General features: G+C 62.3%; 16 protein-coding genes. 10 read left to right on the top strand and 6 right to left on the bottom strand.

Annotated features, from left to right (window positions below):
• Both P0X85_RS03205 and P0X85_RS03200 read left to right on the top strand, forming a co-directional pair.
• Complete coding sequence (locus tag P0X85_RS03205; RefSeq protein ID WP_275808336.1) at positions 1 to 1,791, top strand: ATP-binding protein; 1,791 nt, start codon at positions 1 to 3, stop codon at positions 1,789 to 1,791.
• The gene (locus P0X85_RS03200; protein ID WP_275808333.1) at positions 1,788 to 3,101 is read left to right on the top strand and encodes a sigma-54-dependent transcriptional regulator; all 1,314 of its coding nucleotides are present in this window, start codon (positions 1,788 to 1,790) and stop codon (positions 3,099 to 3,101) included. Before P0X85_RS03205 ends, P0X85_RS03200 begins: the two co-directional genes overlap by 4 nt.
• 18 nt (positions 3,102 to 3,119) lie before the next feature.
• Here the strand turns inward: P0X85_RS03200 and P0X85_RS03195 are convergent, their stop codons facing one another.
• From P0X85_RS03195 to P0X85_RS03185, 3 genes are all read right to left on the bottom strand, one after another.
• Positions 3,120 to 4,130: an NAD-dependent epimerase/dehydratase family protein gene (locus tag P0X85_RS03195; RefSeq protein WP_275808330.1), complete on the bottom strand. Its 1,011-nt coding sequence runs from the start codon at positions 4,128 to 4,130 to the stop codon at positions 3,120 to 3,122.
• A gap of 167 nt (positions 4,131 to 4,297) precedes the next feature.
• Positions 4,298 to 6,910, bottom strand: a complete 2,613-nt coding sequence (locus tag P0X85_RS03190) for a methyl-accepting chemotaxis protein (protein ID WP_275808327.1) — start codon at positions 6,908 to 6,910, stop codon at positions 4,298 to 4,300.
• A gap of 16 nt (positions 6,911 to 6,926) precedes the next feature.
• Entirely contained in the window at positions 6,927 to 7,496 is a 570-nt protein-coding gene (locus P0X85_RS03185) for a hypothetical protein (protein WP_275808324.1), read from the bottom strand.
• A gap of 199 nt (positions 7,497 to 7,695) precedes the next feature.
• Here P0X85_RS03185 and P0X85_RS03180 point away from each other — a divergent pair, with 199 nt between their 5' ends.
• From P0X85_RS03180 to P0X85_RS03160, 5 genes are all read left to right on the top strand, one after another.
• Positions 7,696 to 8,319 (top strand): ATP-dependent Clp protease proteolytic subunit, encoded by a 624-nt coding sequence (locus P0X85_RS03180; protein ID WP_275808321.1) that lies wholly within the window; start codon positions 7,696 to 7,698, stop codon positions 8,317 to 8,319.
• Between the two features lie 123 nt (positions 8,320 to 8,442).
• On the top strand, positions 8,443 to 9,708 hold the full coding sequence (clpX, locus tag P0X85_RS03175) for an ATP-dependent Clp protease ATP-binding subunit ClpX (RefSeq protein WP_275808319.1): 1,266 nt from the start codon (positions 8,443 to 8,445) through the stop codon (positions 9,706 to 9,708).
• A 171-nt stretch (positions 9,709 to 9,879) separates the two neighbouring features.
• Positions 9,880 to 10,254 (top strand): NADH:ubiquinone oxidoreductase subunit NDUFA12, encoded by a 375-nt coding sequence (locus P0X85_RS03170; protein ID WP_275808317.1) that lies wholly within the window; start codon positions 9,880 to 9,882, stop codon positions 10,252 to 10,254.
• A 24-nt stretch (positions 10,255 to 10,278) separates the two neighbouring features.
• Complete coding sequence (gene mlaD, locus P0X85_RS03165) at positions 10,279 to 10,737, top strand: outer membrane lipid asymmetry maintenance protein MlaD (RefSeq protein ID WP_275808313.1); 459 nt, start codon at positions 10,279 to 10,281, stop codon at positions 10,735 to 10,737.
• Entirely contained in the window at positions 10,734 to 11,102 is a 369-nt protein-coding gene (locus P0X85_RS03160; RefSeq protein WP_338030511.1) for a DUF2155 domain-containing protein, read from the top strand. Before mlaD ends, P0X85_RS03160 begins: the two co-directional genes overlap by 4 nt.
• Here P0X85_RS03160 and aat read toward each other — a convergent pair.
• Positions 11,066 to 11,704: a leucyl/phenylalanyl-tRNA--protein transferase gene (gene aat, locus P0X85_RS03155; protein WP_275808310.1), complete on the bottom strand. Its 639-nt coding sequence runs from the start codon at positions 11,702 to 11,704 to the stop codon at positions 11,066 to 11,068. The genes P0X85_RS03160 and aat overlap by 37 nt on opposite strands.
• A gap of 66 nt (positions 11,705 to 11,770) precedes the next feature.
• Here aat and P0X85_RS03150 point away from each other — a divergent pair, with 66 nt between their 5' ends.
• Positions 11,771 to 12,475: a class I SAM-dependent methyltransferase gene (locus P0X85_RS03150; RefSeq protein ID WP_275808306.1), complete on the top strand. Its 705-nt coding sequence runs from the start codon at positions 11,771 to 11,773 to the stop codon at positions 12,473 to 12,475.
• Positions 12,476 to 12,515: 40 nt separating this feature from the next.
• On the opposite strand, the gene accC is transcribed toward P0X85_RS03150, so the two are convergent.
• Together accC and accB are read right to left on the bottom strand one after the other, a co-directional pair.
• On the bottom strand, positions 12,516 to 13,862 hold the full coding sequence (gene accC, locus P0X85_RS03145) for an acetyl-CoA carboxylase biotin carboxylase subunit (protein ID WP_275808303.1): 1,347 nt from the start codon (positions 13,860 to 13,862) through the stop codon (positions 12,516 to 12,518).
• A 10-nt stretch (positions 13,863 to 13,872) separates the two neighbouring features.
• On the bottom strand, positions 13,873 to 14,373 hold the full coding sequence (gene accB, locus P0X85_RS03140) for an acetyl-CoA carboxylase biotin carboxyl carrier protein (protein ID WP_275808300.1): 501 nt from the start codon (positions 14,371 to 14,373) through the stop codon (positions 13,873 to 13,875).
• 293 nt (positions 14,374 to 14,666) lie between these two features.
• Between accB and P0X85_RS03135 the strand changes: the two genes are divergently transcribed.
• Positions 14,667 to 16,010 carry an NAD(P)-dependent oxidoreductase gene (locus P0X85_RS03135; RefSeq protein ID WP_275808297.1) on the top strand — a complete coding sequence of 448 codons (1,344 nt, stop codon included), beginning with the start codon at positions 14,667 to 14,669 and terminating at the stop codon, positions 16,008 to 16,010.
• 3 nt (positions 16,011 to 16,013) lie between these two features.
• Positions 16,014 to 17,312: an NAD-dependent dihydropyrimidine dehydrogenase subunit PreA gene (preA, locus tag P0X85_RS03130; RefSeq protein ID WP_275808294.1), complete on the top strand. Its 1,299-nt coding sequence runs from the start codon at positions 16,014 to 16,016 to the stop codon at positions 17,310 to 17,312.
• Positions 17,313 to 17,320: the final 8 nt, after the last annotated feature.

Here is a 17,320-nt window from a genome sequence, read left to right as displayed (position 1 = left end):
ATGCGGGGCACGGCACGGCTCAGGCGGAATCGCGGCGCGGCGCTCTGGGTGGCCGTGGTGCTCTGTGTCGCGCTGGCGGCGGGGGCGCTGGCCTGGCGCGCGGCGCTCTCCGAAATCGACGCGCGGCTCGACCAGAACCTGATCCTGACGCTGCGCTCGCTCGAAACCGAGATCGACCGCTTCCGCTATCTGCCCAAGGTCACCGGCGAGGATGCCCGCATTCGCACCGCGATCCGACAACCCTATGACCCCGCGGCGATTGCGGCGGCGAACCGCTACCTTGAGCGGGTCACTGAACTGGCGGGGGCGAGCCATCTTTATCTGATGGATGCCGAGGGACGGACGCTCGCGGCTTCGAACTGGCAGCTTGAGGAGAGCTTTGTCGGGCGCAACTACAGTTTCCGGCCCTATTTCCGGCAGGCTCTCGAGGCCGGGGCGGGTGGGTTTTATGCGATCGGGGTGACGACCAAGACGCCGGGCTATTTCCTCTCGGCGCGGATCGAGGCGCCGGGGGGCGTGGTCGGGGTCGTGGTGGTCAAGGTCGATCTGGTCCCCCTGCAACGCGCATGGGAGGCGGCGGGGCAGGCCACGGCGGTGGCGGATGCGGATGGGGTGGTGTTCCTGTCGGGGGTGGCCGATTGGCTCTATCGCCCGCTGTCGCCGCTGGGGTCGGATGCGCTGGCGCGGCTTGCGGCGCAGCGCACCTATCTTGAGGCGGATCTGGCGGGTGCGGTGCCGCTGCTCGACGCTGCGGGGGGCTGGATGCGCGATGGCGCGGGGCGGCGGATGCGTGCGGGCCGGGTCGGCTTTGAAACCGATTGGCAACTGGTGGCAGCGGCGCCGCTGCGGCCCGCCCTGATGGCTGCACTTGGATGGGCTGGTGCCGCGGCACTGGCCACGGCGCTTGGGCTTGGCCTTGCCAAGATTCAGCGCCAGCGCCGGCAGCTCGTGGCGCTGCGGTTGCGGCAATCCGAGATGCTCGAGGGACAGGTGGAAATCCGAACCCGGCAGCTCGCCCAGGAAATCGAGGCACGCCGAGAGGCCGAGGCCGAGTTGCGCGCGGCCCAGGAGGGTCTGGTCCATTCCGAGAAGATGGCCGCGCTCGGCCGGATGTCGGCGGCAATCGTGCATGAGCTGAGCCAGCCGCTCGCCGCCATGGAGGCGGTTCTGGCTGCGGCGGGGATTTCCATTGATGCAGGCGCGCCCCCCGAAAAGGCTGCGACCCGGATCGAGACCGCGCGCAGCCTGATCCGCCGGATGCAGCGCACGACCAAGCATCTCAAGAGTTTTGCCCGTAAGGAAAGCGGCACGCTGGAAGAGATCGACGCGCGGACGGTGGCCGAGAGCGCGCTGGAACTGGTGCAGCCGCGCGCGCGCGCAGTGGGCGTGCTGCCCAGGCTCGAACCGGGCGCGGCGTTGATGGTGCGCGCGGGGCGGGTGCGGCTTGAGCAGGTTCTTGTGAACCTTTTGCTCAACGCGCTGGATGCCGTCGAGGCGCAGCCGCAGGCCGAGATCACGCTGCGGCTCTCCGAGGCGGAGGGGGTGGCGCGGATTGAAGTGTGCGACACCGGGCCGGGTATCCTGCCCGAGGACCTGCCCCGCGTCGTCGAGCCGTTCTTTTCGACCAAGACCCAGAGCGAGGGTCTGGGGCTTGGTCTTGCCATTTCGCAGGCCATCCTGTCTGAATTCGGCGGACGTCTGGAGATCGCCTCGCGCCCCGGTGAGGGCACTGTGATGGCGGCGATCATGCCGCGCGCCGTCACGGAAATGGTTCGGGAGGTTTCGGCATGAGCGCGCTTATTCATCTCGTCGACGACGACGCCGATCATCGCGCGGCTCTGCTCGATCTCTTGGATGCTGGCGGCTATCGCGCGCGGGATTTTGCCTCTGGGGATGCGGCGCTGGCCGCGCTGGAGGGCGGGCCGGAACCCGATCTCATGATCAGCGACCTGCGGATGCCGGGGATTGATGGGTTTGCCCTTCTCGAGGCGCTGCGCGAGCGCTGTCCGGAGTTGCCGGTCGTGCTCATCACGGGGCATGGGGATGTACCCCACGCGGTGCGTGCCATGCGCTTGGGGGCGGAGGATTTTCTCGAAAAACCCTATGACGCGACGCATTTCCTCGCTGTTGTGGAGCGCGCCTTGCGTGCCGGAGGGACGCGGCGTGAGCTTGGTCGCTTGCAGGCCGAGATCAACCGGCGCGACGGGGCGGACATTCTGGGGCAGTCGCATGCGATCGAGACACTGCGCGCGCGCATCGCGGCGCTTGGACCGCTTGATATCGACGTGATCGTGACCGGGGAGACGGGCACCGGCAAGGAGTTGGTGGCGCGCGCGCTGCATGCGGCGAGCCCCCGGGCGGCGGGGCCGTTCATCGCGGTGAATTGCGCGGCGCTGCCGGAGGCGTTGTTCGAGACCGAGATGTTTGGCCATGCTGCGGGCGCATTTCCGGGGGCGCCGGAAAAGGCGGGCAAGCTTGAGGCGGCGTCGGGGGGGACGCTGGTGCTCGACGAGGTTGAGGCGTTGCCGCCCGCCGCCCAGCCCAAGTTGCTGCGCGCGTTGCAGGAGCGTGCGGTCGAGCGCCTTGGGGAGAACATGCTCCGGCCGCTCGATTTGCGGGTCGTGGCATTGTCCAAGACTGATCTGCGTTCGCGCGCGCTCGATGGCAGTTTTCGCGCGGACCTGTTCTACCGGCTGGCCGGGGCGGAGGTCGGGCTTGATCCGCTGCGTAGCTTGGGCGGCGATATCCCCTTGCTTTTCAGTCATTTCGCGGAGCTTGCGGCGCGGCGCTATGGGCGATCTCTCGGAGAGATTGGTTATGGACTACGGCAACAGTTGATGCGCCGCCCTTGGCCCGGCAATGTACGCGAGTTGAAGGCCTTGGCAGAGCGTTTCGCCCTGGGATTGGAGCATCCCGACGCGCCGGTCGCCCTTGTCTCCGAGCCGGGCACGCTTGCGGACAAGGTCGCCGCCTACGAGGCGCGCGAGATTAGCGCAGCTCTCGAGCGGGCGCGGGGGAATACGGAGCGCGCGGCGCAACATCTTGGAATTGCCCGGCGCACGCTCAACGATAAGATCGCACGGTACAAGATCCGGCTCTGATGTGGCGGCGAGGCGGTGTCACACGCCGTAATAGTCGCGGTACCACGCGACGAATTTTGCAACGCCATGCCGAATATCCGTTCTTGGCTGATAGCCGGTCAGCCGGTTCAGCAGGCTCGCATCGGCCCAGGTCGCGGGGACATCACCGGGTTGCATCGGCAGCAGATTCCGCTGTGCGGGCTTGCCGATGGCGGCTTCGATCGCGTCGATAAAGTCAGTGAGCTGCACGGCGTTGGAATTGCCGATATTGACCACACGCCAAGGCGCAACAGGCGAGAGGCTGTCGCCCGGTTCGACCTGACCGTCGTTGGGACGTTTCGGCACGGCGTCTATCAGCAGGCAAATACCTTCGACGAGATCGTCGATATAGGTGAAGTCGCGCCGCATATCGCCGTGGTTATAAACGTCGATCGGTCGCCCTTCGAGAATGGCGCGGGTGAATTTGAACAGCGCCATATCCGGGCGCCCCCATGGGCCGTAAACCGTGAAGAAGCGGAACATCGTTGTCGGGATGTCGTAAAGATGCGCATAGCTATGCGCCATCGCTTCTGTCGCCTTCTTCGTCGCGGCATAAAAGGACATTTGCAGGTCGGCTTTATCCGTTTCCGCATAAGGCAGCGCGGTATTCGCACCGAAGACCGAGGAGGTCGAGGCGATCAGGAGGTGTTGCGGGGGCGTTTTGCGTGCCGCTTCAAGTAACTCAAACGTCCCGGCGATGTTGCTGTCGAGATAAGAGCGCGGGTTGTCGATGGAATACCGCACGCCTGCTTGCGCTGCGAGGTGGACGATAATATCGGGTCGATGCTCTGCCATTAGCGCGGTGAGATGCCCGGGTATCTCGATCCGTTCATTGATTGCGCTAAAATGTTCGGATTTGGAGAGGATTCCCTGGCGGCGAGCTTTGAGCGCGACATCATAATAATCGGTGAGCGCGTCAAGCCCGATAACCTTGTAGCCAGTGCCCAAGAGCCTTTGGCACAGATGGAAGCCGATGAAACCGGCCGATCCGGTGACGAGGGCAGTGCGCATCATGATCTCCTTTTGCGGATCATCCTTAGCGCCTCTTGGGGGGAGGGCAAGCCCCTGCGATCTTCGGGTTCGCAAGGGCTTGTTATTTGCTCTTCTCTTTGATCCAAGAGGGACTGTTCCGGTGCGGGTGCTGGCTCTCATGTGACCGCGCGAGCCGTTCCGATCCGTCAGAAGTCTTCCCAGTCCTCCTCGATGTGTCGTTGTGCTGCGCTGGCGGCGCCGCCGCGCACTGCCGCTGTCGCTATCGGCGGGGGAAGGGAGGCCATTGGCCCGTTTGTACTCCGCCGGCTCATAAAGGCAGGCGCGTTCGCGGAGACTCGCTCTGTGCGCTCTGGCGCGATTTGCGCAGGAGAGATGACGTTGGTCGCCCCAAGCTTGAACTGCCCCATGGTTTGGACAAGCCCTTCGGTTTCGCGTGACAGGGATTGGCTGGCCGCGGACGTTTCTTCGAACATTGCTGCATTGTGCTGGGTCACCTGATCCAGTTGGTGCATCGCGGTGTTGATTTCCGACAGGCCGGTCGACTGCTCGCGTGTCGAGGACGTGATATCGGTCATGAAAGTGAAAATATCGGCGACAGAAGCCTGAATGCCTTGCAAGGCATTCCCGGCTTGCCCCACGAGATCGACGCCGCGTTTTACTTGGTTCGACGAGTTCGAGATGAGGCCTGCGATTTCCCGCGCCGCATCCGAAGACCGCTGGGCGAGTGCGCGGACCTCTGAGGCGACGACGGCGAATCCGCGCCCGGCTTCTCCGGCGCGGGCGGCTTCGACGCCGGCATTGAGCGCGAGAAGATTGGTCTGAAACGCGATTTCGTCAATCACGCTGGTGATCTTGGAAATCTTGTTGGAGCTTTCCTCAATTTCGCCCATCGCTAATACGGCCTCTTGGACAACTTCTCCACTTGTCTCGGCATCTCGTTTCGCGCCAGAGACCATCTCATTGGCCCGCTCGGCGCCGTCCGCAGCCGATTTGACTGAGGCTGTCAGTTGGTTCAGCGCGGCAGCGGTTTCCTCGAGTGTGGCGGCCTGCTGTTCCGTGCGCCGGGACATGTCTTCGGCTGCGGAGGTAATCTGTGCGACCTCGCTGCGGATGTTGTCCGCGTTTTCCAGAACCCTCTGGATGGCCTGTAGCAGGTTATCAACGGTCGCGTTGTAATCGGCGCGGAGAGTCTCGTATTCGTCAGGAAAAAGCGTGTCGATCCGCGCGGTCATGTCGCCGGTCGAAAGGCGAGCTAAAGCTTGGCGAAGGGCATCGACCACCTGTCTTTGTGCGTCGGCCATGGCTTGGCGCGCGGTACTAGCGGCAACACGCTCTTTCTCGCGTGCGGTTACGTCATTCGCGAGGATGGTGAACATGATCATTTCGCCTGCGGCATCGAGGATCGGGTTAACGACGCCCTCCATGAGAATGTCGCCCTCAGGCCGGGGCATAACCATCATGCCCTGAACCTGCGTTCCACTGCTGAGCAATGTACAAACAGGTACGCCATCGAGCAGAATTTGTCCTTTCATGCTTCGCCCGCGAAGTGCCTGTGGCGTTTCCTCGAAGAAGGTTGCAAAGCCTTCATTGGCAAGGTCGATCTTTACCTCTGGTGTCAGGTCCACGCGAATCTGGTTGCGATCGATTGCTTCGAGCACTGCCGCATTTCGCTGAGACTCTGTGCGATCGCGCCATTCAGATACGTGGGCAATCTTGTCGCCGTTCGCGTCGAAAACCGGATTTATGCTCACATGGAGGTACCCGGTCGGCAGGCGCTGTTCCAGTGTGATGCGATCGTCGTGACCGCCCGATTTAACAGCTGCTAGAGTCGCGCTGTCCGGTAGAATTTTCGTGGCGTCGTAGCCAATTAGGTTCTCAGCGTTGAAAGTGGGATGAGCGGCCCGAATCGAGGACTCGTGAGCCCGCAGGAGTTCGATGGCGGCCGCGTTCGCGAAGGTAATCCGGTTTTCCGTGTCGGTGAGGATCAAAGCTGAGGTCGACGCATCCAGAGCCGATGACCTGACGCGCGCATTCCGCTGTAAGGCTTCGGAGGTTGCAAGTTTCTTGCGGAAGTGTTCGAGCGAGTCGGCGATGGCGCCAATTTCGTCGCGGCGGTCTCGATCCAGGATTTCGCCGCTGTAGTCTTCGCTTGCGACACGGGACACCGCCTCATTGACGCGCGCTAACGGACGCGTAACCAAGCGGCTGATCGCGCGACCGATTGCAAAGACGATAAGGCCGCATGCACCAACCAGAATGAGCATTTTCTGAACCATTTGAGCGTCTGCTGCCGCCCGTCGCGCTGCTGTGGTCCATCCCGTGGCGATCGCGCCGATCGGAGCATCACCAGCTGCGAGAAAGATCGGTTGGGCGATATAGAGACCGGATTGCGCGGTGACAGTTTGCTTGCCCGCAAGCGCCTCTTTTGCGAGGCGCGTCAGTAAATCGGTATCGGCATCGACAAGTTCGCTAGCGAAATGCGTACCGTCTGCCGCAAGAACGAGAAGTCCTTGGGCTTCTCCCTCAGAACCTGCCACGACTGATTTCAGCACATCGATAGCGGGTTCTGGCTTGCCGAACCGAAGCGCGCCCTGGACCTGACGAGCGACCATGGGTGTGACGATATGTGCTTGCTGGCGCAGACTTTCCGTTAGCTGATCGCGACTGGACTGATAGTAAAGCCCGGCCATCAATGCGATCAGGAGCAAGCCCGCTGCGCCCAGAATGAACGAGATTTTTGCAAGAACCGAAGTCAACCCAAAGCGGTGACGTTCGGTGGTTGTGCCGTTCAGAGTCATCCTGTCTCTCCGGGTTTCAGAGGGCTTCAGCATTGACAGCGATGGTCATCGCGCCGACCGGGGTGCCGCTGGGATCTTGAAGGGTGAAAGAGAGTTGCACCTGAAAGGTCTGGGTCGACTCGTCGAACTCCACCTCTCCGATATGCACCCCGTCCGCACCGTGCGGGAAGGTCTCGGTGAATTTAGCCTCATCCCCTTGCCAATAGTCCGATGTCAGCCCCGCGGTTGCGGCATTCAGCCCATGGGCGTCCATAACGAACGCCTCGGTCACGAGGCCACCCGAGGCCGCGATGCGCGCGCGCAGGGCATCAGAAGCTGCGTTTTCAAGAATGGGAGTGATCGTGGGGCGGTCGGCGGCGTCGATTTCTGCGCGCCATTGCGCGTCGAGCGCGTCAATCTCCGCCTGAGAAATCTGTGCGTGGCGTTGATTTTGTGCCTGGATCGCATCGAGCACGATCTGGTCTTGCGCCCAGGCGGCGAGATCGCCCTCGAGCATGGCGGTAAGCTTACCCTCGATCTCGGAAGCCGCAGACGCGGTGGCGGAGGCAAGCAAGAGGCAGGTGGCGAGCGTGGTCACAGGATTCATTCATGTCTCCGCTGATACAGAATCGGGCGATCTGCCCGCTTTTTCTGCGTCAACGCTAAGACCCAACCCTTTCCGGGTGATTAATTCCCGATCTGTTCCTTTTTTTCGTGCCCTTGCGGCCCCCGGCCCGCGCCACTAAGACTTGAGTAAAGTTCTGTGACTATGGATCGTCACACTATTGTTTCGGAAAGGGCAGGCGATGAAAGATCCGATGGACCTCTACATGAACACGCTGGTACCGATGGTGGTCGAGCAGACCTCTCGCGGCGAGCGTGCCTATGACATCTTTTCGCGCCTGCTCAAGGAGCGGATCATCTTTCTCTCGGGGCCGGTGCATGACGGGATGTCGACGCTGATCTGCGCGCAGCTTCTGTTCCTTGAGGCGGAAAACCCGACCAAGGAAATCGCCATGTATATCAACAGCCCCGGTGGCGTGGTGACGTCGGGCCTGTCGATCTACGACACGATGCAATACATCAAGCCGAAGGTCTCGACGCTGGTGATCGGGCAGGCGGCCTCGATGGGCTCGCTGCTGCTGACGGCGGGTGAAAAGGGCATGCGCTTCTCGCTGCCCAACAGCCGGGTGATGGTCCACCAGCCCTCGGGCGGCTACCAGGGTCAGGCGACCGATATCATGATTCACGCGCAGGAAACGCAAAAGCTCAAGCGGCGCCTGAACGAGATCTACGTGAAGCATACCGGCAATGATTACGACACTGTCGAGGCGGCGTTGGAACGCGATAATTTCATGTCCGCCGAGCAGGCCAAGGACTGGGGCCTGATCGACGAGATTCTCGAAAGCCGCCCGGGCGAAGGCGCCTGAGCGGGCGCTCTCCCGGTTTAACCGGGCGGGCATTTTGACATTGTGATGACTTGGGGGCTGTCCTAGACTTTGGGCAGCCCATTCAAAGCCCCGGTAAGGACCGGGCAGGCCCAGAGGACGACGATGGCGAATAATTCCGGCTCCGACAGCAAGAACACGCTCTATTGCTCGTTCTGCGGCAAGAGCCAGCATGAGGTGCGCAAGCTCATCGCTGGGCCGACCGTGTTCATCTGCGACGAATGCGTCGAACTGTGCATGGACATCATCCGCGAGGAGACCAAATCCACCGGGCTGAAAGCGACCGACGGGGTGCCGACTCCGCGCGATATCTGCAAGGTTCTCGACGATTACGTGATCGGGCAAGAGCATGCGAAACGCGTGCTTTCGGTCGCGGTGCACAACCACTACAAACGGCTCAACCACGGCTCCAAGACCGATATCGAGCTGGCCAAATCGAACATCCTGCTGATCGGTCCGACGGGCTGCGGCAAGACGCTGCTGGCGCAGACTTTGGCGCGAATCCTTGACGTGCCTTTCACCATGGCCGATGCGACGACGCTGACCGAGGCGGGCTATGTCGGCGAGGATGTGGAGAATATCATTCTCAAGCTGTTGCAGGCTTCGGAGTATAACGTGGAACGCGCGCAGCGCGGCATCGTCTATATCGACGAGGTCGACAAGATTACCCGCAAATCCGATAACCCCTCGATAACGCGGGATGTTTCGGGTGAGGGCGTGCAGCAGGCGCTGTTGAAGATCATGGAAGGGACCGTCGCCTCCGTGCCGCCGCAGGGCGGGCGCAAACATCCGCAGCAGGAGTTCCTGCAGGTGGACACGACGAATATCCTGTTCATCTGCGGCGGTGCTTTTGCCGGTCTCGACCGGATCATTGCGCAACGTGGCAAGGGCACGGCGATTGGCTTTGGCGCCGATGTGAAGGACCCGGATGCGCGCGGCGTGGGCGAACTCTTCAAGGAGCTTGAACCCGAAGATCTTTTGAAATTCGGCCTGATCCCGGAATTTGTCGGTCGTCTGCCGGTCATTGCGACGCTGACCGATCTCGATGCCGAGGCGTTGGTTACCATCCTGACCGAGCCGAAGAACGCGCTCGTCAAACAGTATCAGCGCCTGTTCGATATTGAAGGCGTGAAGCTGACTTTCACCGAGGATGCGCTCAAGGCGATTGCCAAGCGTGCGATTGCGCGCAAAACAGGCGCGCGCGGGCTTCGCTCGATCATGGAGGATATCCTGCTCGACACGATGTTCGAACTTCCGGGGCTCGAAGGGGTTGAAGAGGTCGTGGTCAATGACGAAGCCGTTGATTCGTCCGAGGCCAAGCCACTGCTGATTTATGCCGACTCCAAGAAAGAGGGCAAATCGGCGGGCTAAGCCTGTGATCGTGAAGATGTGAAGAGGGCGGGCCCAAGGGTCCGCCTTCTGCGTTTATCGGGCCGCCCTGACCGCTGTTTCTCTCTGATAGGGGCGCTCTGCGGGCTTGGCCCACTGGACGCCCGCTCCATCTTCGCTATAAGGAGATGCAAATTCCTGCGGAGGATAGCCATGAAATTCCTGCTTCGCCTTCTGACCTGGTGGAATAGCCAGACGCTCGGCACCCAGATCTTCACCGCGCGCAAGGGCATTAAGGTTGGCGAAGACGAGCAGGGGAATGTCTATTACCGCACCCGCGACGACAAGCGCCGCTGGGTTATCTATAACGGCGAATGTGAAGCGAGCCGGATTTCCCCCGATTGGCATGGTTGGATTCACTTCACTTGGGATCAGCCGCCCAGCGAGGCGCCGCTGGCGCACAAGTCGTGGGAACTGCCGCACAAGGAAAACCGCACCGGCCTTGCCGATGCCTATGTTCCGAGCGGTTCGCTGCGTCGCGCAGCGCCGGTGGAGCGCCGCGATTACGAGGCGTGGCAGCCCGAGTAAGGCCCGCGCCCGATCGGAGAGCCGATGAGCGAAAACCGCACTGAGATACTGACCGGGGCTGCCGTTCTTGCGGCGGCAATCGGCTTTCTGGCTTGGGCCGGGCAGGGGACCGATTTTGCCACTGGCGGGGACCTATATCCGCTGCGTGCCTCGTTCCGTTCGGCGGAAGGGATCACCGTTGGCACCGATGTGCGTCTTGCCGGTGTCAAAATTGGCACCGTCACGGATCTGGAACTGAACCCGCAGACCTTCTTCGCCGATACGACGATCATGCTGCGAGAGGATGTGGTCCTGCCCGAGGATTCGGTGATCATGGTAGCCTCCGAAGGGCTCTTGGGAGGTGCGTTCATCGAGTTGATCCCCGGCGGGAGTCTCGACAACCTCGCTGCGGGCGATGAGATTCTCGACACGCAGAGCGCGGTGTCGGTCCTGTCGCTCATGATGAAATTCGCGGGCGGTGGCTCGGAGGAGACGGCGGAATGATGCGAGCCCTCTGTATCGCGGCGGCTCTGGTCGCTGGAACTGCCACCGCTCAGGAGGCGCCGGCGGGTTTGGCCGAAGCGTCTGGCGCGATTCTGCGCGGTCTGGACAAGGTCGCGGGGACTGCCTCGGATATCGAACTGTCGGTCGGGCAAAGTGTCGCGTTCGGGCATATTACGGTGACGTTGAACGATTGCCGCTACCCGCCGGATGATCCCTCGTCGAACGCCTACGCCTTTGTGACGGTGACCGACGGCAACCTTGAAGCACCGGTATTCGCGGGTTGGATGATCGCGGCCAGTCCGGCGCTTTCGGCGCTGGATCATCAGCGCTATGACGTCTGGGTCATGCGCTGCAAGATCGACTGAGGCGACGGCGTTTCGGGCGCGTTGAAATCCGCATTGACAGTCAGGGCTTCAGCCAGTCGCGCACGATAGTCGGCGCGCGGGATTTCGATGCCGCCAAGGCTTGCGAGATGGGGCGTGAGGTACTGCGTGTCGCAGAGCGTAAAGCCTGCCTGCCGCAGCCGATCCACCAGATAGGTCAGCGCGACTTTGGAGGCGTTGGTTCGGGCGGAGAACATGCTTTCTCCGAAGAACGCGCCCCCCAAGGCGATCCCGAATACACCCCCTGCAAGCATGCCGTCCTGCCAGACCTCAAGCGAGTGGGCAAAGCCCGCGCGATGGAGCACGTCATAGAGTGCGAAGAGCTGGCCGTTGATCCACGTGTCCTCACGCGCAGCGCAGCCCTCGACCACAGCGCTGAAAGCTGTGTTTGTTGAAATAGTGAAAGTTCTGCGGCGTATGACCCGCGCGAGTGAACGGGAAATGTGGAAATTATCCAAGGGGATGATCCCACGTAACTCGGGGTCGAACCAGTAGAGCCGCGGGTCAGCGCGGCTCTGTGCCATCGGAAAAACGCCCTGGGCGTATCCGCTCAGCAACAGCTCGGGGCTGAGTCTCTCGGCCATGGTTCTGCCCGTATTCTTTGCTACACTCCGCCCGCAAGATGACCGAGTTTGAGGCGAGGGGCAAATATGGGTTTTTACGATTTCCTGCCCGAGATCGCGCGCTACAGCGACGATCCGGGAACCGTGGATCGCATGAATGCACGGCACAAGATGATCATCAAGCCGCTGGAGCATGAAATACAGGGCCGTCGGGTGCTCGATCTTGCCGCGCATGACGGGCGTTGGGCCTATGCGTTCGCCGCCGCAGGTGCGAGCGAAGTCGTCGGCATCGAGGGGCGGCAGGAATTGATCGACCGCTTTCCCGAGTTTCCGCGCGGCGATCTGCGCAAGAAAATCACATTGATTTGCGACGATATTTTCGATGGCATGCAAAAGCAGATCGACGCGGGCGAGAGCTTTGATGTCGTGGGGGTGCTGGGCATCCTCTATCACGTGATGGACCATTTCCGGCTGTTCCAGCTGGTTCGCAAGCTGAAGCCCAAGCTGGTCATCGTGGATAGCGAGTTCGCCTTGCGGCCCGGACAGGTCATCATGCTGGTGCGCGAGCGCACGGATAACGAGCTGAACTCCATTCCGCAGATCGAGGGGCAGGAAAAGGCGCTGATCGGCATCCCGTCCTTCTCGGCGATGGAGGCGATGGCGGATGTGCTCGACTACGATATCACGTGGGTCGACTGGGAGACCTTGCCCGCGGGTAAGCGCAAATTCGTGGGCGACTATTACCGCCCCGAGAACAAGCGCCGGGGCACGTGCCTTCTGCGCCCGCGCTAGGCGAAGATGAAAACGCCCCCGGAGTGCGGGGGCGTTTGTCTTAGCCGAAGTTCTTTGCCAGCCATTTTTCCAGCCAGTGAATCGAGTAGTTCCCGGACTGGATGTCGGGCTCGGCCAGAAGCTGGTGGAAGAGCGGCACGGTCGTATCGACGCCATCCACGATCAACTCGCCCAGAGCGCGCGACAGACGCGCCAGAGCCTCCGGGCGGTCGCGCCCATGCACGATGAGCTTGCCGATCAGGCTGTCGTAATAGGGCGGGATCGAGTAGCCGTCATAGAGCGCGCTATCCATCCGCACACCAAGGCCGCCCGGCGCGTGATACTGGGTGATCTTGCCGGGGCAGGGTGCGAAGTTCGGCAGACGCTCTGCGTTGATCCGCACTTCGATGGCGTGGCCGCGGATCTTCAGATCCTCTTGGCGCAGTTCCATCTCTTCGCCTGCGGCGACGCGGATCTGCTCGCGTACGAGGTCCACGTCGAAGATCGCCTCGGTGACCGGGTGTTCGACCTGAAGGCGGGTGTTCATCTCGATGAAATAGAACTCTCCATCCTCATAGAGAAACTCGATCGTGCCCGCGCCGATATAGTTGAGTTTGCCGATGGCGTCGGCGCAGATCTTGCCGATGCGGGCGCGCTCTTCAGGGGTGATGCAGGGGCCGGGGGCCTCTTCAAAGACCTTCTGGTGGCGGCGCTGGAGCGAGCAGTCGCGCTCACCCAGATGGACGCCGCGCCCTTTGCCGTCGCCAAAGACCTGAATTTCTATGTGACGCGGCCTTTGGAGGTATTTCTCCATGTAGCATTCGTCATTGCCGAAAGCGGCCTTGGACTCGGAGCGGGCAGTGCGGAAGGCGACCTCAAGCTCGCTTTCGTCGCGGGCGACCTTCATGCCGCGCCCGCCACCGCCGGCGGTGGCCTTGATGATGACCGGATAGCCGATCTCGGCCGCGACTTTCTTGGCGGTGGCGACATCCGGCACGCCACCATCGGAGCCCGGCACGACCGGGATGCCGAGTTGCTTGGCGGTTTCCTTGGCGGTGATCTTGTCGCCCATGATGCGGATATGCTCCGCGGTCGGGCCGATGAAGGTGATGCCGTGGTCCTCGAGAACCTGCACGAAATTCGCGTTCTCGGAGAGGAAGCCGTAGCCCGGGTGGATCGCTTGCGCGCCGGTGATCTCGCAGGCGGCGACGATGGCCGGAACCGAGAGATAGCTCTGCGACGAGGGGTTCGGACCGATGCAGACCGATTCATCGGCCATGCGCACATGCATCGCGTCCGAATCCGCCACCGAGTGGACCGCGACCGAGGCGATCCCCATCTCGCGGCAGGCCCGGATCACGCGCAGCGCGATCTCGCCCCGGTTGGCGATCAGGATCTTGTCGAACATGCGGCTGACCTCACTCGACGATCATCAGGGTGGTGCCGAATTCGACGGGGGTGCCGTCCTCGACGAGGATGCGCTTCACCGTGCCCGATTTCGGCGCGGGGATGTGGTTCATGGTTTTCATCGCCTCGACGATCATCAGCGTCTGGCCTTCCTTGACCTGCGCGCCGATGGTGACGAAGGGGTCGGCACCCGGCTCGGCGGCCATGTAGGCGGTGCCCACCATCGGCGAGGGCACGGCGCCCGGATGGCTCGACGGATCGGCCGCGTCGGCGGCGGGCGCGGTCGGTGCAGCGGCGGCTGCGGACGCGGCAGGGGCCGGAGCGGCGGCGGGGGCTGCGTAGGTCACGGGCGCGGCTTGGACCACGGTCGCCTGTTTCACCACACGCACTTCAAGGCTGTCATCCTCGCCATATTCGCGCACGACCGAAAGCTCGGTCAGTTCGTTTTGATTGAGCAATTCGGCGAGTGCCTGAATGAATGCCACATCATTGTCACGGGAGTTTTTGGTCATGCCATCCTCGAAAGGTGCTTTGCGCTTCTGATCGGCCCGTCGGATGCGGGCGCTTGGTATCTTGCGGGGTTATACGCCAGCCGACGGGCAGAGGAAAGCGAGAACGACTGACCCGGCGGAAACTGTGCCGGCGCCGGTTTTGCCCGGATTTTGGGCGTGCGCGCGTGAAACGCCGCCGGAACGGGCGCGGATCTGGTGCCGCGGCCTCGTTTCAAAATTTACCACTTGATAAAAAATCAACCTGTGGCAGCCTAGGGTCAATAACAAAAGATCAGCAAGCAGGGAGGTCGCTCGTGACCAACAGCCAGCTCACCCCAGGCATCGTGCCGGGGCGGCTTTCGTCGGAAAGCTATTGCGAGAATTTCGCGGATCACGCCCCGCCGCTCGACGCGCAAGAGGCGCGGATCGCGGCGGATCGGTGTTTCTTTTGCCACGATGCGCCATGCACCGAGGCATGCCCGACCGAAATCGACATTCCGCTCTTCATCCGGCAAATCTCGACCGGGACGCCCGAGGCGGCGGCGAAGACCATTCTGAGCCGTAACATCCTTGGCGGCATGTGCGCCCGCGTTTGTCCGACCGAGACCCTTTGCGAAGGGGCTTGCGTGCGTATGGAGAGTGAAGGCAATCCGGTGCAGATCGGCGCGCTCCAGCGCTTTGCCACGGATACGCTGATGGCCAGGCAAAGCCATCCTTTCACCCGTGCCGCGCAGACCGGGAAATCGGTTGCGGTCGTGGGGGCGGGGCCTGCGGGGCTTGCCTGCGCGCACCGTCTGGCGATGAAGGGCCATACGGTCACCATTTATGACGCCCATGCGAAGCCCGGCGGGCTGAACGAATATGGCATCGCCTCTTACAAGGCGCCGGGCAATTTCGCGCAGGCCGAGGTGGGCTGGCTGATGCAGATCGGGGGCATCACCCTCGTCGAGAACTGGATGCTGGGCCGCGAGGGCGATGGCGATCTTGAAGGCCTTCTGGGTGAGTATGACGCAGTCTTCCTCGGCATGGGTCTGTCAGGGGTGAATGCGCTGCGCATCGAGGGCGAGGCGCGGGACAACGTCACCCCCGCGACTGAGTTCATTGCCGAGCTGCGTCAGGCCAGCGATTTGGCCACTTTGCCGATTGGGCGCGACGTGGTGGTGATCGGGGGCGGTATGACCGCCGTCGATGCAGCCGTGCAATCGAAGCTGCTGGGTGCGGAAAACGTCACGATCGTTTATCGCCGTTCGCGCGCCGAGATGCCGGCCTCCGACCATGAGCAGCACCATGCGCTTGATGCAGGTGTGCGGATTATCGAGCATGCCGCGCCTGTGGCGGTGCATGGCAATGGTGCCGTGCGCGAGGTCGAGTTTGCCTACACAAAGAACGGACCGGATGGTCTTGAAAAGATGGAAGAAACCTTCCGCCTCAAGGCCGATCAATGCTTTAAGGCGATTGGTCAGTCTTTGGGTGCGACGCCCGAGGCGATCAAGCTCGCGGGTGGCAAGATTGCCGTCGATGGGGCCGGGCGCACCTCTGTCTCGCGGGTCTGGGCCGGGGGCGATTGCGCCGTCGGCGGCGAAGACCTGACCGTGACGGCAGTGGCCGAGGGCCGCGACGCCGCCGAAGACATCCACCTTTTCCTGATGGGGGCCTGAGCCATGGCTGACCTGCGTTCCGAATTCATCGGTATCAAATCTCCGAACCCGTTCTGGCTCGCCTCGGCGCCGCCCACGGACAAGGAATACAATGTCCGCCGCGCCTTCGAGGCCGGTTGGGGCGGTGTCGTCTGGAAGACGCTCGGCTCCGAGGGACCGCCCGTCGTTAACGTGAACGGGCCGCGTTACGGCGTCATTCACGGTGCCGACCGGCGCGTGCTGGGGATCAACAATATCGAGCTGATCACCGACCGCCCGCTCGAGATCAACCTGCAAGAGATCAAGTCGGTCAAACGCGACTATCCGGACCGGGCGTTGATCGTGTCGCTGATGGTGCCCTGCGATGAGGACTCGTGGAAGGCGATCCTCGCGCGGGTCGAAGAGACCGAAGCCGATGGGGTCGAACTCAACTTCGGTTGCCCGCATGGCATGGCCGAGCGCGGGATGGGGTCTGCGGTCGGGCAAGTGCCCGAATATATCGAGATGGTCACGCGCTGGGTGAAGCAGCATAGCCGCATGCCCTGCATCGTGAAACTGACGCCCAATATCACCGATATCCGCAAGCCCGCCGAGGCTGCCAAGCGTGGCGGGGCGGACGCGGTCAGCCTCATCAACACGATCAACTCGATCACTTCGGTCGATCTGGACGATTTCGCGCCGGAGCCGACGATTGACGGCAAGGGCACGCATGGCGGCTATTGTGGGCCGGCGGTGAAGCCGATCGCGCTTAATATGGTGGCCGAGATCGCCCGTTCCTCCGAGACGGCGGGTCTGCCGATTTCCGGGATCGGCGGCGTGACGACATGGCGCGACGCGGCAGAGTTCATGGCGCTGGGCGCGGGCAATGTGCAGGTCTGCACGGCGGCCATGACCTACGGGTTCAAGGTCGTGCAAGAGATGATCTCGGGCCTGTCGGATTACATGGATCGCAAGGGCTTTGCCTCGACCGCCGATCTGGTGGGGCGTGCCGTGCCGAACGTGACCGACTGGCAATATCTAAACCTGAACTACGTCACCAAGGCGGTGATCGATCAGGACGATTGCATCAAGTGCGGGCGCTGCTACGCAGCTTGCGAGGACACCTCGCATCAGGCAATCGCGATGTCCGAAGATCGCACCTTTACCGTCAAGGACGAGGAATGCGTGGCTTGCAACCTCTGTATTGATGTCTGCCCGGTCGATTGCATCTCGATGCGCGAGTTGGCGCAGGGCGAGACCGACCCGCGCACCGGGCGCAAGGTCGGGCCCTATGCCAACTGGACCACGCATCCGAACAATCCGAGCGTTCAGGCGGCGGAATGACGGTGTGA

The organism is Pseudothioclava nitratireducens, from assembly GCF_029210495.1.
Lineage (GTDB): Bacteria > Pseudomonadota > Alphaproteobacteria > Rhodobacterales > Rhodobacteraceae > Pseudothioclava > Pseudothioclava nitratireducens.
Note: the sequence above shows the minus strand (reverse complement) of the source record. Positions and strands in the feature narration are given on the sequence as shown.